Origin of the sequence: Shewanella hanedai (genome assembly GCF_007197645.1) — a bacterium.
Taxonomy (GTDB): Bacteria; Pseudomonadota; Gammaproteobacteria; order Enterobacterales; family Shewanellaceae; genus Shewanella; species Shewanella hanedai.
Genome location: NZ_VKGK01000005.1, coordinates 68,248 through 92,946, shown reverse-complemented (window position 1 = coordinate 92,946; position 24,699 = coordinate 68,248). Strand labels below are relative to the sequence as shown.

Sequence of the window (24,699 nt, the reverse complement as noted above, 5' to 3'; positions counted from 1 at the left end):
TCCGTTATTTAAATTGCTTGAGGAAACGTAGGTCGTTTTCAAAGAATGAACGCAGATCGTTAACGCCATAGCGCAACATAGAAAGACGTTCAACACCCATACCAAAAGCAAATCCAGAGTATTTCTCAGGATCAATACCAACACTACGAAGTACATTAGGGTGAACCATGCCGCAACCTAATACTTCTAACCACTTCCCATTTTTACCCATAACATCCACTTCCGCTGATGGTTCAGTGAATGGGAAATAAGAAGGACGGAAACGAACTTGTAAATCTTCTTCAAAGAAATTACGTAGGAAGTCGTGCAAGATACCTTTAAGCTCTGCAAAATTTACGTTTTCAGCAACCAGTAAACCTTCGACCTGATGAAACATAGGTGTGTGAGTCTGATCATAATCATTACGGTACACGCGACCGGGGGAGATAATACGCAGTGGCGGCTTTTCATTTTCCATGGTACGGATCTGTACACCAGAAGTCTGGGTACGAAGCATCACCTTAGGATTAAAATAAAAGGTATCATGATCGGCACGAGCAGGATGGTGCTCTGAAATGTTTAATGCATCGAAGTTATGGAAATCATCTTCGATTTCAGGACCTTCCTTTACACTAAATCCGAGCTCACCAAAAAAAGTTTCAATACGTTCGATGGTACGCGTCACAGGGTGCAAACCGCCGTTGTCGATACGACGGCCCGGTAGCGTGACATCAATGCTTTCTGCTGCAAGAGTCGCTTGCAGCTCAATAGCTTTCAGTCCCTCTATACGCTCAGACAACAGCTTCTGAACCGCTTGTTTCGCCTGATTAACTGCTTGTCCAAAAACGGGTTTTTCTGCTGGACTGAGTTTCCCCATCATTTTCATCATGTCTGTGATTTTACCTTTCTTACCTAGGTAATCGACACGAATGTCATCAAGGGCTTTTAAATCATCTGTCCCTTCGATGGCGGCTAAAGCCTGTTCTACGATCTCTGTTAACTGTGACATCATCTCTTCCAATGCGCGGCCCACAGGCCATTGCTGTCAGTACTTGCTATTTCTTTGTGAAAATAGAAAAAGACTAAAATTTTACGTGACCCTGAAGCATTTGACCAGCGGCTTTTCATTGTTTTATATACAAAACCGTTATTTTATCAAGATGTTCAATTATTCAACGCCCAAAGTTGAGGTGTTATTGTTGCTAAACAGTACTTGATATGTAAACTTTTGCTCGCGATAAGTTCATGTCCAGCGTAAACTCGTTTGCAGATGCAAAGAATGAAGCTTTAAATGAAAGAAAATGTCTAAAGTTTAGCTATTTAGTTAAGAAGATAACCATCATTTGAACTTATTTAACGACTTAAGGATTCACGTTTATTATGGGTAATTCCAGCCTAAACCACTCCCCTTTAAAGGTCTTGCGCTGGCGTGACCGTTTACCAATCAAATTTTCCGTTATTCAATTTTTAATCGCTTCTTTAATCATCATTTCCAGTGTTTGGCTTATTTTCAGCATAGAGAAAAGTCATCACCTGCAGACTCAAATAGCATTAAGCCAGAATCAAGGGTTGGCGTTCGTCGCCACACTAGAAAAAACCACAACGAAAATAGAAACATTAGCCACCTCGGTAGCCTCATTAGGGGAGCTTTACCGTGGCAATACCCAAGTGTTACGCGAGTCGATACCCACCATATTGAATGCCGATGGAAAACATCAACTGATCACCGGTGGTGGGATCTGGCCAGAGCCAGGGGCTTTTAATCAGGACAAGGAACGCGACAGTTTATTTTGGGCAAGAAATGAAACTCTTGAGTTGCAACCAGTAGAGGGGTACAACACATACAGAGGCCCAGATTATCATTTAGAAAGTTGGTATAAACCCATTCGTTTCTACCCTAGAAACATGCCATTGTGGTCTCAATCCTATATCGATACCTACACAAAAGAAGCCATGCTAACCGCGTCTGTTCCTATGTGGTCAGATCATCAATTTTTAGGGGTTGCAACCATCGATATCACCCTTGCTGGGTTAGCCAACTTTTTCGATGAAGCCATTAATGAAGAAACTGAAAATAATGCCTATATTTTTGCACTAGACCATCTCAATAAAATCATCGCTTTTCCAGAAAGGCGTGTGACCCCAGCTTTAATTGAAAGTCCGGCTCTATTCCAGCCCTTCGAACAACTTTCACAGGAGAAACCTGAACTGAGCAAAATTCAACGGGAATTGATAAAAATTGATAATGAGCTAATCAGTCGAGCAGCCCAAAATCGAATATACAATGATGAACAACTGGCAGGGTTATTTGAAAATAGCGATGTCACTCAAGTAAATAAACTTGTTGCCTTAATTAACCTCAGTGCAAGTCATACATTACAAAAAGCAGAACTAATCAGCTCTTTTGAACTCGATTTAGAAAGTAACAATCAGCAACCCGTGCTTGTCTCTATTTTCATTATGCCTAAAACATTCTGGAAAGTTGTGCTTGTCACCCCACTGGACTCAATTAATGAGGAAGCCAATCATATTGCCGCGCGAATAGGTTTTTACCTAGTTCTGCTGCAACTGTTTGGGTTGATCATATTGTTCCTATTGCAACACAAGCTGTTTATCCAACCTATTTCAAAAATGGTGCATGCGTTAAAACGAAACCAGGTTGCTAAACTTGAACTGGAAGCATCGACTCGCCATGATGAAATGGGGCAGCTAGCTCAAGCATTTGTATTCAGAAACCATCAGCTTGAAGTGGCTTTTGCTAGTTTAGATGCCAACAATCTCGCTTTAGAGGAGCAAGTTGCAGTTCAAAAACTGGCACAAAAAGAGTTCAAATTAAACAAACTCCAACTCAACTCATTATTAAACTCCTCCAACAATCTAATTTTTATCAAAGATATAAATGGTTCATATACGTTAGTGAATAATCGGTTTTGTGAAATTGTTGGTATAGAGAAACACACCATCATTGGCAAAAAAGATCTGCAGATTTTTCCATCTCATATTGCCGAAAGTATAGTGCAGCAAGATAAGATCATCCTAACGACTCAAGAACCTCACTGTTTTGAACAAGCGGTTCCCTCTCCCCATGGCGACATTATTTATCAAGTGACCAAATACCCCATTTTTGATGATGAAGGTGAGCTCACCGCAATTGGAAATATGGCTTTCGATATCAGCTCCCAAAAAGTGATCACCCAAGAGCTACAGACGGTTAATCAACAACTCTCCACAGAGGTTAGTAAACTAGCAGAAGAGATAACACTGACCAACATGAGGAACAATGAACAACGAGAATTGATTAATCGATTAGAACAGCAGAGTTCCAATCATACTCAACAGCGAAATATGGACTCCAATATATACCTGCTGTTTCCAAATATGTTCTCTAATCTGATTAAGCAACAAATGCTTGAACTGGACAAACTCATCGCCCATGAGTGCCAAAACAGATTGACAGCCAATATCGAAAATGAGCAGATGTTAACGGTTCTTACCCACCATACAGACACCTTAAGGCACTTCCAACATCTGTTAGTCAGCAGAAGTGCAACGATGAAAGCGATCAACCTATCGCAATTCTTAACGCACTTTCTGGCAGTATTTACATCTAAACTGATGCAAGAGCAGATTGAAGTGACCCTTGAGTGCGACGAGGAGATTAGTATCACCGTCTCTTCATGGGATCTGCTATTTCTATTTTACTCCATCATAAATAACAGTCTCACCCATGCCTTTGTTAATCGACAAACCGGTAGATACATATCCATTAACGTCGAGCAAGAAGAGGAGGAAATAGTTATCAGCGTTCAGGACAATGGTGTTGGACTTGCTCCTGAAAAACTTCAACTGATAAATAGCCAACTATTATCCAATTTGAACGACAGGAGCCTGTCTATTCTCAATGTTTGGTTAATGGCTGAACATCATGGCGAGTTAGTTATAGAATCCGAAATCAACCAATTTACCCGTACGATTTGTCATCTGCCTAAAGATGAATAATTCTTCTCACAAAAAAAGGTGCCGAAGCACCTTTAATACAACTAACGATTAACGAGACACATCGACTAAGTAGTGACCTTGGAGCCAGTTACGCCCAATTAACAATTTATAACTCATTTTGCTTCTATCTCTGAGGTTTACTTTGACCTTATATTCTTGCCCTTTCTCACCAACAGTGAGCTCAACCATATAACGAACCTCACTGCCCTGTGCATTTCGGATCAATGATGTCTCTACAATCATGGCATGAACGCGCTGAGTCTCGCCCTTCTCATTCTCAGTGGTAAAGCTGAGTATCTTGCCTACATTTTTATCCATATCTTTCACGCCGTTTTCAACATGAAGATCGACAGCATGAAGTGAATTTTCAACAGCCCCAGTATCAATTCGTGTTTTGAACATCATGTCCGTCTCGAGAATACTGATTGGCGCAACTGGCCCTATTACCTTTTTATCCGAAACATCAACAATATACTTTCCCTTAAGCCAGTTACGGCCAATCAGGAGTTTATAGTTCATATGGCTGCGATCTCTAAGATTGACCTTTACCTTTCGTTCATGGCCTTTATCACCCACATGTAGCTCAACCATATAACGCGTCTCTTTCCCTTGAGAGTTACTCACAGTAGACGTTTTAACAATTTTGCTTTTTAAACGCTTCTTTTCACCTGCTGCATTTTCAGTGGTAAACATGAGGTTTTTTCCCACATTGTCTTTCATCTTCTTTGCACTCCCACCTTCAATCTCAAGATCGTAAGCATGCAGTGAAGTATTTCCCGCTCCGGTATCTATTCTTGCTTGGTAATTAAGACCCGTTTCGCTAACTGACATATGTGCCGTTGGCCCTATGATGGCTTTATCTCCAGCCCACGCAACACTGGTCAGTAGTAAAATACAAAAGCCAATAATTTTAACCATTTCGGTTCCCTATCTATAAATAAATTCATTTTAACCATACTAACAAACAAACAAAAAAGCCGACACTGAGTCGGCTGATTAAATTTTATTTATGCAAAGAGTTGCGATATGAGAGTTTAGGTTTCTTTCATCCAATGAGAGGCGTCTGATGCTTCATGTCGTTCGAAAACTTTAACTGGGCAAGGGATCATATAGGCTAAAGCATTAGCCATACCAGTTACCAACTTACTGTCGGTAATAATGGCCACCCGATAAAAATCGGTCATGTGAAACAAACCTATTTTAGCGTCATCCCAGAGTGTGCCTACCGTTACCCCTTCGAACTTATCATCGAACTCATACCAGAGCTTGATACTGGCATGATCTTTCAACTTATCTTCAATAATTGGCATTAGCTGTTGGTCATAATCTTTGCCCGTCACAACCCCTGATGCTCGAATGGCAACAGTGTCATGGTCAAAACCGTGTAACAGTTCAAGCATAATGTGCTCCTTGCTCTAATAAATCACTAGTCCAGAACATCAAAATAAGTGGCACCTTCTTAATCTTCTTAACGCCATATATTTAACGTAAAGCGTGCCGTTAAACCAACATGAATTATGTGAGAAGGCTGGCTACTTCATGATCGAACAGATTTTTTATCAAACCTGCAAACTCAGTGATAAAAGAGATTTGATCTGGTGTCACCTTTTGATAAGCAACACTCCCTAAAATCTCTTCGAGATCATTACCAACCGCATCAACTTCTCTTATCACTTTATTTCTTTGAGCAAAGTTTAGTAATGGGTTTTGAACGCATACCATAATGACTTGAGCGGCTAGTTGCTCTTCAAATAACTCAAGAACTGTATCATCAGTCAACGCCCCATGACCTTTGCCTTCAAACAGCGACAAATTCTCAGTGAGGTATTGAATGAGGTGCACATACCCTTCTTTATCTGTAACCATCTTAGTCTCTGTTTTTATACTCAAATAAAGCATGGTCGATGCCATGCTCATTAGCCAGTTTAATTGGCATTTTATTTGATTTTATTTACAGGTTTAATGACTAAGAATGGCGTTGAATAGCCAGAAAAATTAACGCCTTAAGTTCAATATGAAAGATACTGGTACTGAATGACCAATAGAGGTAAGTCCTGCAATCTCACGTAATTTTTCAACTCCCCTTGTAAGGCCGAACTGTTCTGCATTAATTATCACAGGTTGAGCACTCACGACAATAAGCTCTTTTTCATTGAGTCTAATGACACTCACCTTCATAGGTACTGTTTGCGTTTCACCATGAAAAGACACCTTGCCGTCAACTTGCATTGATGCACTAGAGCCGACATTAATCTTATCCAATGCGGTCATTGAAATGTTAGCGTTAAGCATTAATTTGGGAAAAGAAGCCACTTCGAACAACATCTCTTTCATTCGAGTATCGCGGATGGCAACATTAGTCCATACACTCGCCAGATCAATCGCAAGCTCAAAGTCGCCTTTATCACTTAAACTGCCTGAGAAAGACGTAAATTTATGCACCTCTGAAAAGTTAACTTTCTTTGTTGTAATAAAATTAATATCTGAAGCTTCATTGTCCACTTTCCATGGCGCCGCTGAAGTCATGAAACTAAGCGTTCCAAGAATAAGTGTGATGAGTATTCGTTTCATATCTGTTCCTTAAAAAATAACCGAGGAGATGTAGCTGACAGTATATAAATCTAATTAACGGAATGTAAATGGAAATGGATCGAAATAAAGTGCAGTTTGGCTTTGCAGTGGCTTTAAGGTAAGAGCAGTAAAAAAAGGTAAATACAACGTAACAAGAATAATAGCGATATAAAAAAGGGACTGTTTTCACAGTCCCTTTCTAAGTGTGTTAATCAGAATTAAGGTGCAAGCCTTGAGATATCCCAGTTGTCTTGCTCTTTTGAATAGATAAAACGATCGTGCAATCGACGTTCCCCGCCCTGCCAAAACTCAATGCTTGAAGGCCTAACTAAATAGCCTCCCCAAAACTTAGGCAGAGGCACTTCACCTTGACTGAACTTAGCTTTCATTTCTGCATATTTCGTCTCCAGGACTTGTCTAGCAGATATTTTACTCGATTGTTTCGAGACCCAAGCCGCGATCTGACTCTCTTTAGGTCGAGTCATAAAGTATTTGAGCACCTCAGTTGTCGATAATGCTTCCGCTTCCCCCGTCACCGCAACTTGCCTCTCTAAAGCATGCCAAGGAAACAGCAAACTCACCTTGGAGTTATGCGCAATCTGTTGAGACTTTCGGCTTTCCAGATTGGTAAAAAAGACAAAGCCCTCTTCGCTGAATCTTTTTAACAAGACAATACGTTGAAAAGGTTGACCGTTTTCATCCACTGTCGCAACAGACATGGCGGTAGGATCACTCAATAACTCAGAGTCTCTCGCCTCCTCCATCCACTTAGAGAATAAACTCATTGGATCATCAGGAAGTACTTCTCGGTGAAGATCCCCTAAAGAATATTCTCGCCTGATATCACTCAGTTTTGACATTTATCTCTATCCTTAATCCATAGGAACAAGCGGGTAGTTTATTTGTTACGTTTATTTGCTTCAGCCCAAATGTGCAACATTTCAAGTCCTAACGTCGCTCCAGCTAACGCCGTTATTTCAGCACTATCATAAGCAGGTGCCACTTCAACAACATCCATCCCAACGACATTGACGCCAGCAAGACCACGAATGATCTTCATCGCTTTATCACTGGTTAATCCGCCACAAACTGGCGTACCGGTACCTGGTGCAAAAGCAGGGTCTAGACAATCGATATCGAAAGTAATGTATAGCGGTAAGTCGCCAATGCGCTCAATAATTTGAGCAACAATCTCATCAGCACTCAGATCATTGGCTGTTGCAGCATCAATCACCTTAAAGGCATGAGTATCGCGATTATATTCAGTACGAATACCAATCTGAATAGAATGTTCAGCATCGATGATGCCTTCTTTAGGCGCGTGGAAAAACATGGTGCCGTGATCGTACTTACTGCCTTGACTGTATGTATCAGTGTGCGCATCAAAGTGCAATAAAGCCATCTTACCGTGTGTCTTATAATGTGCACGAAGTAACGGCAGAGTCACATAATGATCACCACCAAAACTGAGCATGGCTTTGCCAGATGCTAAAATCGCTGTCGCAAAATCTTCAACTCTTTGGGTAAAATCAGCAGAGTCACCACAGTCATAAACCAAATCACCCGCATCGACGATCTTGAGGTGATCACTTAGTTTAAAATTCCATGGCCAACGTGTCTCTTCCCACGCAAGGTTAACCGATGCTTGGCGTATTGCGCCAGGTCCCATGCGGCCACCAGAGCGTCCAGTGGTTGCCATATCGAATGGCAAACCTAAGACAACAACATCAGCATCACTCTTTATCGGATTGAAATCTAATGGCTGTCTTAAATAACCAAATGCATTGGAATAAAGAGAGTAATCGGGCTTGTCAGCAATTGTGGTCATAAAACCTCCGTAATATTGTTATAACAGTTCAGGCAGCAACACTTCATTTTTTAGCTGCTGATATTGATTGAACTGGATCGTATCATTGTCGTTAATTGGCAGAATACAACTGGCCACCGAAAAGTGAGGTGGGAAACCATCTGTCACTACCTCGCGATTAAAACTAATTACATCCCAGCTTTGAGGGTTTAATTTATTCAACAATATGGAGAATATATTGAACACTATTAATTCAGAGTGCAAGTTAGTTTCAATACTTACATAAGAACTCTGTTCCTGAGGGGTAATATGAATCGTCATATACTTATCCTCCCATAAGCCATTTATCGAGTAACCAAAGGGAGCGAATAGGTGATCATCAAAGGTGAAATTCGGAAATAATACCTCCAGTCCTAACATATGACGGATCCCTTCACAGCTCTGTTTGTCACTCCTTAGATAATCAGCCACCGCGCCTTTTATATGGTACATGAGCAGCTCACTATTGGTCTTTGGCTCAAGTACAGGACAAGTCGTGTCTGAGGCAAAGAGATAGTGGTGGTGAGTATCTAAATGACCCACCCGATATGCAACGCCTGACAGCTTAGTTCTAAGTGGTAACAAGTCGTCACTAAAACTGCTAGTTTGCAAATGGGAAAGGTATTCACTTTTACGTTGATAACTAACAGAGGCTATGGCCGACTGCCCCAGTTTATCGACGCATAAGATCACTGCATCAACTAATGTGGTATTACCGCAGGTCAACATTAATAACTTATCGTCCCAGACAAATAAACAAGATTCGCTGAGCAGATAGGCATCACAGAACTCATTACTCATTTTCGAGAGTATTTCTGCTTTGGCACTGACGACAACATCAGCCCAAAACCTATCATCGAGAAGGCGTAATGAGCCTGTCGAAGCCGATACTCGTACTTCTACTCTTTTTTCTGACCCTTCAAAAAACATCCGTAGGCTTACCCTATATCAGGCCATCTACGGGCCTGATTTATCTAGATACGATAGAGTATGTAATTAATGATTAAGAGAAATCTTCAAGATAGGTATACCCTTTCAAGCCCAATTGCAGCTCCTCGAGTATATTTGCTCTTTCATCTTCCTGAATATGCTTGTTCACTAACTCTTCATAAGTGCGCATAAATGACACGGCATCTAAATTCACATATCGCAATACATCAGCGACAGTATCACCGGCCAAAACCGACTCAATATTAGTGCGGCCATCATCATCTAAACGAATAACTGCAGAGTTTGTATCACCAAATAGGTTATGCATGTCACCTAGAATTTCTTGGTATGCACCAACGAGGAAAAAGCCGATTAGATAAGGGCTTTCAGCACTCCATGCTGGTACTGGCAGCGTTGTTTCAATACCTTGACCATCAACATATTGATCGATAGTGCCATCAGAATCACAGGTAATGTCCAATATTACAGCACGACGCTCTGGCGCTTTATCTAGACCAGAAAGCGGCATGATAGGGAACACTTGATCGATACCCCAAGCATCAGGTAGAGATTGGAATAACGAGAAATTTACGAAGAACTTATCGGCTAATTTCTCTGTCAATTCATCAATAATAGGACGATGGAAGCGGTATTTACTGCTCATCACGCCTTGAAGTTCGTGACACAGTCTCAAGTTAACCTGCTCAGCCCAAGCTCGTTCGGATAAACTCAATTGGCCTAAAGCAAACAATGAGTGCACTTCGGTCAAATCGCTCTGACAATCATGGTAAATTTCAATCAAAGCACGTTGATCCGCCCTGCCGCTGATCTCATTCCACGAATGCCACATGTTCTGTAACAGCTGCGGAGCATCTTCAGCTGGAGGTTGAATATCTTCAGGCTTGTAAGCTTCAATACCAATCACATCGGTGATCAATACCGCATGATGCGCCGTCAAATAACGACCCGATTCTGAGATAATTCTCGGCATCGGTTGTTCATATTCATTACAGAGATCGGTCAACACGCTGACGATATTATTGGCGTATTCTGTTAAGCCATAGTTCATCGAGCTAGAGCTTTGGCTACGTGTACCATCGTAGTCAACAGCCAGTCCACCGCCGACATCGAAACATTTAACGTTCGTGCCAAGCTTTTGTAGCTCACAATAGAAGCGGCCAGCTTCACTCACGCCTTGGCGAATATCACGAATATTGGCGATTTGAGAGCCTAAATGGAAATGCAACAATTGCAGAGAGTCCAGCATATCTTCATGCTTTAATGACTCAATAACCGTCAGTACTTGCGAAGCTGAAAGTCCGAACTTAGACTTTTCACCACCACTGGCTTGCCATTTTCCTTTACCTTGAAATGCAAGGCGTACGCGTAATCCTAGACGTGGCGTAACACCTAGCTTTTTCGATTCTTCTAAAATCGTCTTCAACTCAGACAGCTTTTCGAGCACGATATAAACTTTATGCCCGAGCTTTTCACCAATAAGGGCTAGACGGATATATTCAACATCCTTGTAGCCATTACAGATGATCACAGAGCTTGCTTTCTGTGCCATCGCCAATACGGCCATTAGCTCAGGTTTACTCCCGGCTTCTAAACCCAGTTGAGGTACTTCTTTCTCAACCTGACTTGCTAAAATTTCCTCGACAACCGTTTGCTGTTGGTTAACTTTAATCGGATAAACTAGCAAATAGTCGGCTTGATATTGATACTTTTGTATCGCTTGATTGAATGCCTGACAAAGGCTATTTACTCTATGATGTAAAATTTGCGGGAATCGAACTAATACAGGCAATGCAACGCCTGAATTAACCATATCCTTTGCCAGTTCATTGAGTCCAATACTGCACTCAGGTCGAGTTGGATCTGGCGAAACGGTTGCTTCACCTTCGTCACTGATGCCGTAGAGTCCTTGACTCCAATAATTAACGTTGTACCCAGTGCGGGCATCATTAATAGACCAATTACTCATATCATTAAACCTATAAATAGCCATAGGATGTAACCTAATTAATGATTAGCTTACATACGATGTAGACCAAGGACCAGTGCCAATAAGCCTTTCTTAGCTCTCTCAATCTCAATTACAACTTGAGTAACAGATTGAGGCAACAGTCATTAAACCAATAAAAATGGGGCGCAATTAAACACCTCAAACGATGATTATGCAAGACTAATTTACCCCACAACCAAGGGTAAATTTACCAATAATAGCGCCAACATTAACATGGAATTTTTTAAAAGTGGCTGCTAATGGCCCATTTTTAAGCAAAAACTCACAATTGCACTAAATCATCGCAAGATTATTCGTTTTATTTCCACTATAATCCGCAATCGAAGATATACCGTCAGCAATTGAGAATCACATGATACAGATAGGCAAAACCAGCACACTTGAAGTCGTTAAAATCGTTGAATTTGGCGTTTATTTAGATGGACAGGAACTCGGTCAAATACTGCTACCGACCAAGGTCATGCCAAAAGAGTGTAATTTAGGCGACATGATTGAGGTGTTTGTCTACCTAGATTCAGAAGATAAGCTCATTGCAACTACGCGTAAACCTTTAGCTGAAGTTGGCCAGTTTGCTTATTTAGAAGCCGTCTCTACCGGACAATTCGGTGCTTTTCTAAATTGGGGCTTGGACAAGGACTTGTTGCTACCTTTCGGTGAACAGCACCGTGAAATAGAGGAAGGTCGTTCTTACCTTGTTTACATCTATCAAAGTCATGTTGATGACCGCATTGTCGCATCTTCGAAAATCGACAGATTCCTCGACAAAACTCCACCTCCATATGATGCAGGTGAAGAGGTGAACCTCATTATTGGTGGCACGACGGATCTTGGTTACAAAGCCATCATTAATCATAGCCATTGGGGTGTGATTTTTAAGAATGAAGTGTTCCGTACTTTAAGCTTTGGTCAGCGAATGAAAGGGTTCATTAAACAAGTTCGCAGTGATGACAAAATTGACCTTATTTTACAAAAAGGCGTCAAAGAAGAGTTAGACAAACATTCAACGACTATCATGTTCAAGCTTAAACAAGCTGGCGGTTTCCTGCCGTTGAATGATAAAACCGATGCCGATGCCATTTATGCCAAACTGTCGATGAGTAAAAAAGCCTTTAAGAAGAGCATTGGCGGCTTATATAAGACAAAGCAGATCACCATATCTGTTGATGGAATTAGATTAGTCGATTAAGTTCTGGCTCTAGATTTAAGTTTTAGAGGAGCATTAGTCTAGTTATCAAGCAGTAAAATGATATCTAACAATTAGCCCCTTTGATTAAAAGCATGACTCTGTTATAACAAAGTCATGCTTTTTTTATGGGTTCCAAGAAATGAATTTATCGCTTAATGAAGCTAGAGTCATTGGTTGTCTTCTTGAAAAAGAGATCACCACACCAGATCAATATCCATTGTCACTCAATTCGCTCACATTAGCTTGTAACCAAAAATCAAGCCGAGACCCAGTGATGTCAATGACAGAGACAGACACTCAAACCGCTATCGAATCATTGATGAAGAAGCGACTCGTCACAGATCAAACAGGTTTTGGTTCTCGCGTGACTAAATATAAGCACAGGTTTTGTAATACTGAATTTAGCGATCTTCAATTCAATCCTGCACAGTTCGCTATTATCTGCTTGTTATTACTCAGGGGACCTCAAACTCCAGGAGAACTAAAAAGCCGCAGTGGCCGTCTGCACCTATTTAGTGATCTAGGAGAAGTGGACAATGCACTAACCTCTCTTGCGCAAAAAGACCCAGCTTTGATACATCAACTACCCAAAGAAGCCGGAAGACGTGACTCCTGTTTTGAAGAGTTAATATCTGATCAGGTCAAAGGAGAGTCAGTCTCTTTATCCACTCAAAATAGAGCAGAGAAAACCGTAGCAACTCAAGATAACACCGAGATAGAAGCGTTATCAGCAAGAGTCAGCGTACTGGAGCAAGAAGTGAAACGCTTAACCGACGCACTGCAAGATCTGCTTGAGTAATCAGCGTTTAAGCTCATAACAACCGACTAAGTAAATAAGTGGAGTAGTACCCTATCGTCATATTACGTTACGATATGGAACTGTTTTACCCACTGCTTGTCCATAAATGAACAACACCACTGATTTTAGACTGCTAACACTCGCTCGTATAATGTCTACATCAGCGTAAAAACAATAAGGGAATACTTTGGAACCTCACACAACACCCAGTATGGTGAAAAACACTCTCATACTGGCAAAATTTGAACTCAAAAAACTCCTCTTCAACCCAAGGGGCTTAATCTCACTCTTCGCTTTTGCACTAGTATGGTTATTGATCCTTCTTTACCCTGTTCGCAGTGCCTCCAGTTTTCTGTTAACAGAAGAGTTCAAACTACTCATTAGCGCCGCTTTTGGAGAGAGTTCAATTAACGAGCTCTTTAAATGGGAAGTCGCCGAAATGGCCATATTCTGGATAGCGGCACTCTACTTGTTTCCGCTATTTAGCATTTTCGTGTCAGCAGATCAGTTTTCCTCAGATAAACACAGGGGCACTTTCCGCTTCCTGACGTTACGAACGGGCCGAGACAGTATCTTTTTCGGGCGATTCACCGGTCACATGTTGATTCAGTCTTTATTGCTTATATTGACAATACTTGCCACCGTCATACTGGCAATATCTAGAGATATGTCCCTTCTGCTACCTGCACTCACTTCGGGAGCCTTGGTTTTCATTAACGTGTTTATCATTTTACTCCCCTATACCGCGATGATGGCCATTCTCTCTTTATATGCAAACACAGCGAGACAAGCCACTATTTACGCCATTCTATTTTGGGCAATAAGTGCAATCATTATTGCCATTATTAATAGTCAACTCCCCTCTCTTGCAGAGCTTTTACAATGGGTTCTTCCCGGAGCTCAGCTGAGTATGATGATCAACACCCAAGGGTTAGGAAGTTTGGCCTACGCACCCATTCCGTTAATTCAAGCCGCTGTACTACTATTTTTGGGTCGTAACTATATGAAGAGGAGTTCACTATGAGCCTGATTAAATGTGAACAATTAAGTAAATCCTATGGCAGTAAGCAAGCCCTTGATAATGTATCGATTGAACTAAAATCAGGCTCCCCTATTGCGCTAGTAGGCCCTAACGGTGCAGGCAAAACAACCTTATTTAGTTTATTGTGTGGCTATCTTTTACCCAGTTCAGGCTCTGTCACTATCATGGGTGAAAAGCCTGGTAGTCAAGGGTTACTTGGTAAGGTTTCTTCCCTTCCACAGGATGCCACTTTGGATCCCAACCTCAACTTAATCAGTCAATTTATCTTGTTTGGCACCTTACAAGGTTTGTCAGCAAAAGCCGCTAGAGACGAAGGACAGAGAGTACTCACCTTAGTCGGGCTTGCTGATGTCATTGAACAAAAGCCACAATCATTAAGCCATGGCATGAGTAAGCGAGCATCTATCGCCCAGGCATTGATCGGTTCACCTCAACTGGTATTGCTTGATGAACCCACAGCAGGACTAGATCCGGCCAATGCTAAAGTGGTTCGAGATCTTGTTAAGTCGCTTTCAGCCAATATCACTTTTGTGATCAGCTCGCATAATCTAGACGAATTAGAGAAACTTTGTGACCAAGTTATCTATCTAGATAAAGGTAAACTCGGTCGCGAGGTGTCAATACAGGATAATTTGACCGACGAGTATATTACCGTGTCGATGCAAACTTGTGATAAAGCCCAGTTTATCAATGATATTGAAGCTTTGAATGGCGTTAACTCTGTCACTCAAAGACAGGATGACGAATTTTTAATTCACTATAACGCCGATGATGTAAACGATCTTGAGATACAACTATTTCAATTGTTTTCACGAAATAGCTGGCGATATAGAGCAATACTTAAAGGCAGAAGCTTGGAAGATAAGCTTTTTTCTTAACCCTGTAAGTTATTAAGAGGCTTTCAAAGGCATCACATTATGTGGTGCCTTTTTATTTCTCCTGCTCAAACATCAACAATCCTAAATGGCTGTTTAATGAGTTAGCCCGTTAAATCTTGTGGTTGTTAAAGGTGGTATAATTCCTTCAAAACACTCTATGTACCGTATTAGCTTTGTAGCAAGCTAGAGTCTCACTGAGCCGTCGCCACTTTATACTTACTGGTATTAATTGAGTCTGATGAATAGTATGAGTAAGAGAAATTTACGCTAGGAGGATTTATATATTTTTCTCAGACAAAAAAGAGCTGCGATAAATCGCAGCTCTTAGGAATTCTTTTGGATTAGCTAGAAGCTAATCAAAGGCATAAGCTTAAACGACAGTAACGTTCTCAGCTTGTGGACCTTTCTGACCTTGAGTCACAGTGAATTGCACTTTCTGACCTTCGTCAAGAGTTTTGAAACCGTCAGAGTTGATTGCACGGAAGTGAACAAAAACATCTGGACCAGACTCTTGCTCGATAAATCCAAAACCTTTGTCAGAGTTGAACCACTTAACAACGCCAGTAACTTGAGACATGATATAAATCCTGTAACTTAAATAAAATATAGCCTAAACGGCAGTAGAGCTTGAAAATGCCGATATTAGTTATGTTAACAGGACGAACTAATCGTATTGGAACATAAAAAAAATGCAACCTTCGAGCTGCACTTACTATAAATCATTCTGGGTGTATGTCAACAATCAAATCAAGGGGAATCATCTTTTTACTGAGTTATCCGACGCTTGATATGACTTCGTTTTATACTGAACAAATGGAGCAAAAGCTCGACACCTAAGTGTTAACAAACTGTGATAACAATCTAAACTGCCTTAAAGACTTCAATCTTAAAGTCTAATTCACAACTTAAGCCATTCGTCACCAGTGCCGATTTCTGCTCATCGGTCAGTTTCCAGCTGTATGGGGTCATATTTAAGAAATGGGTGATATCAACCGAATCTTCTAATTTCATCGTTGATGCTAGGTTTTCACGGTGTAAAAGCTCAAAACCTTCAATATGACTACTCTCACTTATATGCAGCTTAGGATCAGTGTAAATCAGCTGTTTTAGAGCGAAATGGTGATGCTCCCCAGCCGATACCGTGATCAAAATGCCATCATCCTTAATCACACGTCTTAGCTCATCATCCAGTGACGGTGCGTAGATACGTAACATCAGATCAAAACTATCATCGGCAAATGGCATCTCAAAGGCACTGGCGACACAGAAATCAATATCTTTATAGCGCTTAGATGCATACTTTAACGCTGACTTTGAGATATCAAGCCCTTGTAAATCCCACTTAACTTGCTCTGAAAGGCTTTGATATAAGCGGTGGGTGTAATAACCTTCCCCACAGCCAATGTCTAACCCTCTGGTTACTTCTTTACCGTGCAAACAAGCCAGTTCGTTAACCCTATCGCTTAAGCCTTGATAATAGCCTTTATTCAGGAACTCTCTTCGGGCAAACATCATCTCTTTATTGTCACCAGGATCTTTAGACCCTTTGTTCTGCACTGGCAACAAATTTACATAACCCTCTTTAGCGCAATCAAACCTATGGTTACTTGGACAGCTCCAAGTATTCTCTTGTAGTAATAAGGTTTGTTTACATATTGGGCATAGGTATTTCATTATCTCTTCCATCGAATTGTAGATAAACTAGGCTGTTCACTCTTCATCTTTAACGAGCTGTTGAACCATCTCATTAATTGCCGTCGTTGATAGCAGCCTATAATACTCTAACTGTCTGGATTGCAGATCATGTTTTTGTTCGTAATTGGCAGATGTTTGCCAATTCAAACGTTCAACAGACTGATGATAACGGCTAGACAACCACTGTTTTTTTCTAACAAGTTGAGCCTCAAGGTTCGTCACCTCATCACTCAACTCTGGTTGCCGACAAACAGGTGAACTTTCACTAAACCGAATAAGCTTATTCCTGACACTTTCTACTTCACAAATTTCGAGCAGCAAATGCTGACTTGTAAGCTCATAGTTGACCTCTTTTGCCACCAAAGCCCTTGCGACTAATAACTCTTTCGGTCCATGAAAGAAGCGGTTGTCTTTCTCTAGCGGTACTATCTGCCATTGAGATGTGTCTTCAAACGCAAAACCCGCCTCCACAGTAAAAGACACCATAATATCTACGCCGGACTTTAGATCTTGAGCACACATGATCGGGGATACACCTAGACCAGAGAACAGACGCCATCCTTGCCCTACCCCACGGGATAGTACAGGCTGTGCTTTAGAAACATCTGATGAGTAGGATTCGACACTCACTGACAAAAAGGGATGTAGCCGCACCATAATAGACAAAGCATTCGGTGTGATAGACACAATTATGAACTCACCGACATGACCACTCATTACTTGGAGTAGACAAAAATCCGCGGTACTTTCATGCAAGCTAACTTTCAGCCTGCATCCTTTATCGATGGTGATAATTTCAGGTTGGGTTAATAAGGGTTCAAACATTGCACACCTCTAATTGAGACGAGATTGTACCTTGCTTCTAATACCTGTTCCAGTCTTCTAACTAATTCAAACTTAAGACTTAGTTATTTTATCACCACACCGCTTTCTCTTCATATTCTCAAGTGGTTAGTAGCTACACCTAATCACAACAATGGAGTTTGCCGTCCTTTATAGATACCCAATCGATATCACTCGTAGCACCAGCTAATATAAGGTAACTTGATGCATCTTTAGCTCACCTTGTTTGCCTGTTGATCGCTAGGGACAAAACACTAAATACAATGCTATGATTGCCTTCAAATAACCTCCAAAAGCTTTCATTTATGTCTTCAAGCGCAACGCCCACTATCTTCTGGCACGATTATGAAACATTCGGTGCCAATCCGGCTAAAGACAGGCCTTCACAGTTTGCGGGGATCAGAACCGATCATGATCTCAATATTATTGGTGAGCCTGAAACATTTTACTGCAAATTAGCCAATGATTATCTGCCATCACCAGAAGCAATTTTAATTACAGGGATCACCCCTCAATTAGCTAATTTAAAAGGGATCCCTGAAGCTGAGTTTATCAGCAAAATTCATACCCTGTTTTCTCAGGCTAATACCTGTGTTGCGGGTTATAACTCAATCCGATTTGACGATGAAGTGTCTCGTTATAGTTTTTACCGAAATTTTTATGATCCCTACGCTCGCGAATGGCAACAAGGTAACTCGCGCTGGGATATCATCGATCTCGTCAGAGCCTGTTATGCTTTCAGACCAGAAGGCATTGTATGGCCACAAAAAGAGGATGGCTCACCGAGCTTTAAACTCGAGCACCTAACGCAGGCCAATGAGTTAAGTCACGAGAAAGCTCATGATGCTATGTCCGATGTTTACGCCACTATCGACATGGCCAAACTCATCAAAGAAAAGCAACCTAAGTTGTTTGATTACTTCTTTGGACTCAGAAAAAAACAAGAGGTCTCTAAGTTAATTGACGTGCTCAACATGCAACCCCTCGTTCATGTGAGTTCAAAAATCAGTTCACTTAATGGCTGCACCAGCATCATTGCGCCAGTCGCGCATCATTCAACCAATAAAAATGCCATCATTTGCGTGAACTTGGCGATGGATATCTCGCCTTTGATTGAGCTTGATGTTGAACAGATAAGAGAGCGTATGTTTACTCGACGTGCCGATCTTGCACCCGATGAACTTCCTATCAGTGTTAAGCAAGTACACATCAATAAATGTCCTTTTATCGCATCAACTAAAATATTAACCGATGAGAATGCACAGCGACTCGATATCGACAAAGCCTTTGCCAGAGAGCAATATAAATTGCTTAAGCAGCATCCGGAGTTAAGAGAAAAACTTGTGTCGGTGTTCGATGTTGAATACGAGTCAAGTTCGACGGATCCTGATCTACAGCTTTATAGCGGTGGATTTTTTAGTTCAGCCGACAAAGCTAAAATGGAGATCATCCGTCATACGCTACCGCAAAATTTGCCCGCACTTGAATTACAGTTTGATGATAGTCGACTAGCAGAGATGCTCTTTAGGTATCGTGGACGTAATTACCCAGAATTCTTTGATGAATCAGAGTCAATGAAATGGCGAGAGTTCTGTCAAAGCAGGCTTAATGATCCTGACTATATGTTCAAGTTAGAAAATCTGGTTAATGAAACATCACAAAGTGAAGACAAGCAGAAGCTATTGACAGCTTTATGCCATTATCTTAGTAACTTATAAGACATTACTTGCTAAATGAGATAGCGGTCTCATTAAGATTAGAAGCCCATTACTAAACTGTTGTTCATTAGCTTAACAATTATAGGATCTAGAATATGCAAGATAGATTTATAAAGTGCATAGCTCAGTTACCAAAATCGTTATCAGATGCATTAATTCCTTTACTTAATGCTGACTTTGCCGGACATATTGATGCTCAGCAGCTCACGATGCTAGCAAGTAAAAGTCAATTAGAGGAAAGTGAACTTCTTTTGGCGCTTTTACCTATTGCGGCAGCACTTGCCAGACCGCCCATCAGTGAGTTTCATGTTGGCGCGATTGCCAAAGGTCAGAGTGGTGATATCTACATGGGAGCAAACCTAGAGCTTTCAGGTGAAGCTCTATTCCATTCTGTCCATGCAGAACAAAGTGCCATCAGCCATGCTTGGCTCAGCGGTGAGCGTCAAATCTTAGATGTTGTTGTTAACTTCTCTCCATGTGGTCACTGCCGCCAATTTATGAATGAGTTGGTTGAGGGTCAACAGGTCGTTATCCACCTTCCTGATCAAAAGGCTCACACCTTAGCGCACTACCTACCCTATGCCTTTGGTCCAAGTGATCTTAATGTCACTGAGCCGCTGTTATCTAAACAACACCATGAACTCAGCTTAGACAGTTCTGATCCAATGATTATCGAAGCGTTAGATCACGCAAGCTTAAGTTATGCACCTTACACCGGCAACTATGCTGCCGTGGTACTGGAAACAAAAGATGGCGCCACTTATTGCGGTCGCTATGCTGAAAATGCGGCTTTTAATCCGTCGATGTTGCCTATGCAGATGGCTCTTTCAACGATGGCAAGGCACAATCGAGAGTTTAGTGAAGTGAACCGTGCCGTACTCATTGAATCAGCCAATGGCAAGATCTCTTTGGTAGGGGCGACAATGGATGCGTTGCATGCTATCGCTGCGGTTGAGTTGGAACATATTGTTTTAGAACCAGCCTAGTTCAAATTTAACCCTAAATAAAAAGGACTGCATTTGCAGTCCTTTTTATCATCGTTACTTTCTATTCTGTTCAAGTTTGGCTAATAGACTTGAGGTATCCCAGCGGTTTCCTCCGATAGCCTGAACTTCAGAGTAAAACTGATCAACGAGCGCCGTAAGCGGTAACTGAGAACCATTTTTGCGCGCTTCATTTAATGCAATATTGAGATCTTTGCGCATCCAGTCGACTGCAAAACCTAAGTTATACTCGCCCTGCCACATCGTTTGATAACGATTTTCCATCTGCCAAGATTGCGCAGCACCTTTACTTATCACCTCAATCACTTTTTCACCGTCAAGACCCGCACTTCGAGCAAAATGGAGTCCCTCAGCTAAGCCCTGAACCACACCTGCAATGCAGATTTGATTGACCATCTTAGTTAACTGCCCCGCTCCAATCTCACCCAGTAGCTCTACACAGCGAGAAAAGGCCTCAATAACTGGTTTAGCTTGTGCGAATACGGTTTCATCACCACCAGTCATCACTGTCAATACGCCATTTTCAGCACCAGCTTGGCCACCAGACACTGGCGCATCAAGGAAACCTATTTCCTTTGTTGTCGCCAATGCTCCAATCTCTCTTGCCACATCTGCTGAAGCTGTGGTGTGATCAACCAAAATAGCACCTGCACTCATTCCGTTTAACACCCCAGTCTCGCCTAAGGTGACTTGACGAAGATCGTCATCATTACCGACACAAACAAAAACTAACTCTTTGCCTTTAGCCGCAGCCAAAGGCGTCAATTCAGATGTGCCGCCGAACTCTGACACCCAAGCATCAGCTCGTGTTTGTGTGCGGTTATAGACTGTGACTTCATGGCCATGTTTAACTAAATGCCCAGCCATTGGATAACCCATCACGCCTAAGCCAATAAATGCTACTTTTGCCATTTTTGTTCCTATTGAATTGGGTACTATTTTCTAACGACTTAACTTTTGATTAAATCATTTATGTCCATTAATCATACCTAAATAGGCTAGACAATAATATGGTGTTTACTGAGTCGAATTTTAAATAGTCGATAGGGTTCAGGTCTGGATTCAGGGCACAAAAAAGACGCGTAAACGCGCCTTTCTATATTTACTGATTAACAAAATAGCTATTTAACGTGAGCTTCCATCTCGGCGCCGATTTTTTTGCGCATATCCATCAAGCGTATTGCCGAATCTCTAAGTGCAATATCTTCATCAAACAGCGGTTTCCACTCAGGAACATCGGTAGGTTTACCTGCATCATCAACAGCAACCATGATAACAATACAATGAGTAGTTAAATAACGTTCTGGATTTTTGGGATCGCCCGCTTTCACGTCTATCGCTAGGTGCATTGAAGAACGACCAGTGTAAATAACTTTGGCACTTGTCTCTACAATATTCCCCACGTGAATAGGTTTAACAAAACGTATTCCGCCTGCATATGCTGTGATGCAATACTTACCACTCCAAGCAGCAGCACAAGCATAAGCCGCAAGATCGATCCATTTCATCACAGCGCCGCCGTGAACTTTGCCACCAAAATTGACATCAGCGGGCTCTGCAAGAAATCTTAGGGTAACTTGGCGCTCTAGTCCGGCCATAACTATCTCAAATTCATTTAGAATAATATTAATTGTACGACATAAATCGAATAGACAGTACAAGTTCTACCAATAAGTATAAGAAAGTGATGTTCTCAAGGGAATTTAGGCAAACAAATTTATAGTGAGTTGTTTAGAACTTGGGAATAGAGTATTGCCAGAAACAAGGTTGAGATCGATTAATGACCTTGTCTCTGTTCATGCGAAATGAGAATCCTAAATACGGATCACACCTTTATACTGATTAATATGAATAGTAATCAATCCCGTATCAACCAAATTTAATTACTAAGGCAGATGATAATAGAATAAAAGGCAGTGCTAGACGGTAGATCCATAATTGCGCCCTGTCACTAATAAAACGAGAACCTTTTAACGCCGCTGTGACACCAAAGCCAGCCAGAAACAGCATCAACACTTCCACGCCTGCACGGGTGCTAATATTGCCACTTGTATATATAGCCGTAATTAACAGCGCAAACCACACCACAGCAAATCCTGCTGCAGCTACGCTAAAGGTTTTTATACCAATCGACATTTTAGGGTGAAGTTGTGCTGACTCACCGCGGATCAACTCATTAAGGTTTGCAGTCAAAGCGCCAACTAATGGCATTAATGGAACAACGATGAAATTTAACATGCTAGCTCTGTCCTAAGGCTATATTTAAGATCGACAGTATCTGCTTATCTAATACGGCTTCCAAGAGATTAAACCTAACATGAACTAAGGTTAATCAAATCAACATATAGTGTTAATCCAAACGGAAAATAAAGCTTTCAAAGCCATAAAAAAAGCGCCATATAGGCGCTTTAATTTTTAATCACGTTTTAACTTCAAACTTTCTTAAATAAAAGAGAGCCGTTAGTGCCACCAAAGCCAAATGAGTTACATAAAGCATACTCAAATTTATGCTCACGAGCTGTGTGAGGGACAAAATCTAAATCACAGCCTTCATCTGGATTGTCTAAGTTCAACGTTGGAGGGATGATCTGATCCCTTAAAGCCAATAAAGTAATAATGGCTTCTACTGAACCCGCGGCCCCCAATAAGTGACCCGTCATCGATTTAGTCGAACTCACTAGCAGCTCATAGGCATGATCACCGAACACAGATTTAACTGCCGCCACTTCAGCTTTATCACCCGCTGGTGTGGACGTTCCATGTGCATTGATATAACCAATTTGCTCTCGAGCAAGTTTTGCATCGTTGATGGCATTAACCATCGCCGCTGCAGCACCTGCGCCATCCGCTGGTGGTGACGTCATGTGAAATGCATCTCCACTCATGCCAAAACCAACAAGCTCGCCATAAATGGTCGCACCACGTGCTATAGCGTGCTCATACTCCTCAAGTACCAATACACCAGCACCGTCACCAATAACAAAACCATCACGATCTTTATCCCAAGGGCGAGACGCCGCTTGTGGATCGTCATTTCGTGTCGATAAGGCTTTAGCCGAACTAAATCCGCCAACGGCAAGTGGACAAGTCACATCTTCAGCGCCGCCTGCCACCATCACGTCCGCATCACCATAAGCGATTGTACGGGCCGCTAAGCCGATATTATGCACGCCAGTAGTACAGGCTGTCGTTACTGCAAAGTTAGGCCCTGTCATACCATATTTAATGGAGAGATGACCCGAGATCATATTAATAATCGTGCTTGGAACAAAGAATGGAGATATCTTTCTCGGTCCACCTTTGATGAGTGCATTATGACCATGCTCTATCAATGGCATACCGCCCATACCAGCACCCACAGCTACACCCACTCTAGATGGATCGATACAATCCATATCCAGACCCGAATCAGTCATCGCTTGTATGCCAGCAGCCATGCCATATTGAATGAAGAGATCCATTTTTCTGGCATCTTTACGAGACATGTATTGCTCAACATCAAAATCTTTGACTGAGCCACTAAAGCGAGTTGCAAACTCGCTAGCATCAAATTTGGTTATCGGTGCAATACCACTCTTGCCAGCAAGTAACGCTTCCCAGCTTGAATCGACAGTATTTCCGACAGGTGTGATCAGGCCAAGGCCAGTTACGACGACACGACGTTTAGACATGTTTTCACCTTTTGAACTGAGTTAACTATTGTTGAATGTATCAACTATGCTTCTGAATAATACCAAACGGTATAAATAGCATTTCTGAGCGGTTAGAAATTAAAATACTAGTGAAGGGAACACGCAATTTCCGATTGCCAGAAACAAAAACAGGCAGCATAAATGCTGCCTGTTTTCTAGAATTCAGGATTACTGATTCTTTGAAACGTAATCAACTGCTGCTTGAACAGTAGTGATCTTTTCAGCTTCTTCATCAGGGATCTCGGTATCAAACTCTTCTTCTAGAGCCATAACCAACTCAACCGTGTCCAGAGAATCTGCACCCAAGTCGTCAACGAAAGATGCAGCAGACTTAACGTCTTCCTCTTTAACACCTAGTTGCTCAATAATGATTTTCTTTACACGTTCTTCGATGTTGCTCATTAGTTTTCTTTCCTATTCAAATTACGCACTTGCGTAAGATTGAGAGTAGTTTATTCAATTTGACACACAATGCAAGCTTAACTTTC

General features: G+C 41.5%; 24 protein-coding genes. 7 read left to right on the top strand and 17 right to left on the bottom strand.

Annotated features, from left to right (window positions below; genetic code table 11):
- Window positions 1-4: 4 nt before the first annotated feature.
- Complete coding sequence (pheS, locus tag FN961_RS06015; protein ID WP_143563654.1) at window positions 5-988, bottom strand: phenylalanine--tRNA ligase subunit alpha; 984 nt, start codon at window positions 986-988, stop codon at window positions 5-7.
- Between the two features lie 371 nt (window positions 989-1,359).
- Here pheS and FN961_RS06010 point away from each other — a divergent pair, with 371 nt between their 5' ends.
- Window positions 1,360-3,978: a PAS domain-containing protein gene (locus FN961_RS06010; protein ID WP_143563653.1), complete on the top strand. Its 2,619-nt coding sequence runs from the start codon at window positions 1,360-1,362 to the stop codon at window positions 3,976-3,978.
- Window positions 3,979-4,026: 48 nt separating this feature from the next.
- On the opposite strand, the gene FN961_RS06005 is transcribed toward FN961_RS06010, so the two are convergent.
- The 8 genes from FN961_RS06005 to speA form a co-directional block, all read right to left on the bottom strand.
- Window positions 4,027-4,896, bottom strand: a complete 870-nt coding sequence (locus FN961_RS06005; protein ID WP_143563652.1) for a putative ATP-dependent zinc protease — start codon at window positions 4,894-4,896, stop codon at window positions 4,027-4,029.
- A 116-nt stretch (window positions 4,897-5,012) separates the two neighbouring features.
- Window positions 5,013-5,378: a SpoIIAA family protein gene (locus tag FN961_RS06000; protein WP_143563651.1), complete on the bottom strand. Its 366-nt coding sequence runs from the start codon at window positions 5,376-5,378 to the stop codon at window positions 5,013-5,015.
- Between the two features lie 115 nt (window positions 5,379-5,493).
- Window positions 5,494-5,844: a DUF3802 family protein gene (locus FN961_RS05995; RefSeq protein ID WP_143563650.1), complete on the bottom strand. Its 351-nt coding sequence runs from the start codon at window positions 5,842-5,844 to the stop codon at window positions 5,494-5,496.
- 129 nt (window positions 5,845-5,973) lie between these two features.
- Window positions 5,974-6,549, bottom strand: a complete 576-nt coding sequence (locus FN961_RS05990; protein WP_143563649.1) for a YceI family protein — start codon at window positions 6,547-6,549, stop codon at window positions 5,974-5,976.
- Window positions 6,550-6,767: 218 nt separating this feature from the next.
- The gene (gene pdxH / locus FN961_RS05985; protein ID WP_143563648.1) at window positions 6,768-7,409 is read right to left on the bottom strand and encodes a pyridoxamine 5'-phosphate oxidase; all 642 of its coding nucleotides are present in this window, start codon (window positions 7,407-7,409) and stop codon (window positions 6,768-6,770) included.
- A 38-nt stretch (window positions 7,410-7,447) separates the two neighbouring features.
- On the bottom strand, window positions 7,448-8,377 hold the full coding sequence (speB, locus tag FN961_RS05980; protein WP_143563647.1) for an agmatinase: 930 nt from the start codon (window positions 8,375-8,377) through the stop codon (window positions 7,448-7,450).
- A gap of 18 nt (window positions 8,378-8,395) precedes the next feature.
- Complete coding sequence (locus FN961_RS05975) at window positions 8,396-9,325, bottom strand: adenosylmethionine decarboxylase (RefSeq protein ID WP_143563646.1); 930 nt, start codon at window positions 9,323-9,325, stop codon at window positions 8,396-8,398.
- Window positions 9,326-9,398: 73 nt separating this feature from the next.
- A complete protein-coding gene (gene speA, locus FN961_RS05970; protein WP_143563645.1) occupies window positions 9,399-11,312 on the bottom strand; it encodes a biosynthetic arginine decarboxylase in 1,914 nt (637 codons plus the stop codon).
- A 394-nt stretch (window positions 11,313-11,706) separates the two neighbouring features.
- Between speA and FN961_RS05965 the strand changes: the two genes are divergently transcribed.
- From FN961_RS05965 to FN961_RS05950, 4 genes are all read left to right on the top strand, one after another.
- A complete protein-coding gene (locus FN961_RS05965) occupies window positions 11,707-12,540 on the top strand; it encodes a CvfB family protein (RefSeq protein WP_143563644.1) in 834 nt (277 codons plus the stop codon).
- Window positions 12,541-12,679: 139 nt separating this feature from the next.
- Window positions 12,680-13,339 carry a YceH family protein gene (locus FN961_RS05960; protein ID WP_143563643.1) on the top strand — a complete coding sequence of 220 codons (660 nt, stop codon included), beginning with the start codon at window positions 12,680-12,682 and terminating at the stop codon, window positions 13,337-13,339.
- Between the two features lie 211 nt (window positions 13,340-13,550).
- Window positions 13,551-14,363, top strand: coding sequence for an ABC transporter permease subunit (locus FN961_RS05955; protein ID WP_185972738.1), 813 nt, complete (start codon window positions 13,551-13,553; stop codon window positions 14,361-14,363).
- Entirely contained in the window at window positions 14,360-15,259 is a 900-nt protein-coding gene (locus FN961_RS05950; protein WP_143563641.1) for an ABC transporter ATP-binding protein, read from the top strand. Before FN961_RS05955 ends, FN961_RS05950 begins: the two co-directional genes overlap by 4 nt.
- Before the next feature lie 370 nt (window positions 15,260-15,629).
- Here the strand turns inward: FN961_RS05950 and FN961_RS05945 are convergent, their stop codons facing one another.
- From FN961_RS05945 to FN961_RS05935, 3 genes are all read right to left on the bottom strand, one after another.
- Window positions 15,630-15,836, bottom strand: coding sequence for a cold-shock protein (locus FN961_RS05945; RefSeq protein WP_012155714.1), 207 nt, complete (start codon window positions 15,834-15,836; stop codon window positions 15,630-15,632).
- A gap of 284 nt (window positions 15,837-16,120) precedes the next feature.
- Window positions 16,121-16,933 (bottom strand): 23S rRNA (guanine(745)-N(1))-methyltransferase, encoded by an 813-nt coding sequence (rlmA, locus tag FN961_RS05940; RefSeq protein WP_143563640.1) that lies wholly within the window; start codon window positions 16,931-16,933, stop codon window positions 16,121-16,123.
- Between the two features lie 36 nt (window positions 16,934-16,969).
- Entirely contained in the window at window positions 16,970-17,779 is an 810-nt protein-coding gene (locus FN961_RS05935) for a hypothetical protein (RefSeq protein ID WP_143563639.1), read from the bottom strand.
- A 323-nt stretch (window positions 17,780-18,102) separates the two neighbouring features.
- Between FN961_RS05935 and sbcB the strand changes: the two genes are divergently transcribed.
- Window positions 18,103-19,515 carry an exodeoxyribonuclease I gene (gene sbcB / locus FN961_RS05930; RefSeq protein WP_143563638.1) on the top strand — a complete coding sequence of 471 codons (1,413 nt, stop codon included), beginning with the start codon at window positions 18,103-18,105 and terminating at the stop codon, window positions 19,513-19,515.
- 95 nt (window positions 19,516-19,610) lie between these two features.
- Window positions 19,611-20,501: a cytidine deaminase gene (gene cdd / locus FN961_RS05925; protein ID WP_143563637.1), complete on the top strand. Its 891-nt coding sequence runs from the start codon at window positions 19,611-19,613 to the stop codon at window positions 20,499-20,501.
- 54 nt (window positions 20,502-20,555) lie between these two features.
- Here cdd and FN961_RS05920 read toward each other — a convergent pair whose 3' ends face one another.
- The 5 genes from FN961_RS05920 to acpP form a co-directional block, all read right to left on the bottom strand.
- Window positions 20,556-21,431: an NAD(P)-dependent oxidoreductase gene (locus tag FN961_RS05920; RefSeq protein WP_143563636.1), complete on the bottom strand. Its 876-nt coding sequence runs from the start codon at window positions 21,429-21,431 to the stop codon at window positions 20,556-20,558.
- A 209-nt stretch (window positions 21,432-21,640) separates the two neighbouring features.
- Window positions 21,641-22,117: an acyl-CoA thioesterase gene (locus tag FN961_RS05915; RefSeq protein ID WP_143563635.1), complete on the bottom strand. Its 477-nt coding sequence runs from the start codon at window positions 22,115-22,117 to the stop codon at window positions 21,641-21,643.
- A 271-nt stretch (window positions 22,118-22,388) separates the two neighbouring features.
- On the bottom strand, window positions 22,389-22,757 hold the full coding sequence (locus FN961_RS05910; RefSeq protein WP_143563634.1) for a hypothetical protein: 369 nt from the start codon (window positions 22,755-22,757) through the stop codon (window positions 22,389-22,391).
- Between the two features lie 194 nt (window positions 22,758-22,951).
- Window positions 22,952-24,190, bottom strand: coding sequence for a beta-ketoacyl-ACP synthase II (gene fabF / locus FN961_RS05905; RefSeq protein ID WP_143563633.1), 1,239 nt, complete (start codon window positions 24,188-24,190; stop codon window positions 22,952-22,954).
- Between the two features lie 189 nt (window positions 24,191-24,379).
- Window positions 24,380-24,613, bottom strand: a complete 234-nt coding sequence (gene acpP, locus FN961_RS05900; RefSeq protein ID WP_012324673.1) for an acyl carrier protein — start codon at window positions 24,611-24,613, stop codon at window positions 24,380-24,382.
- Window positions 24,614-24,699 lie beyond the last annotated feature (86 nt).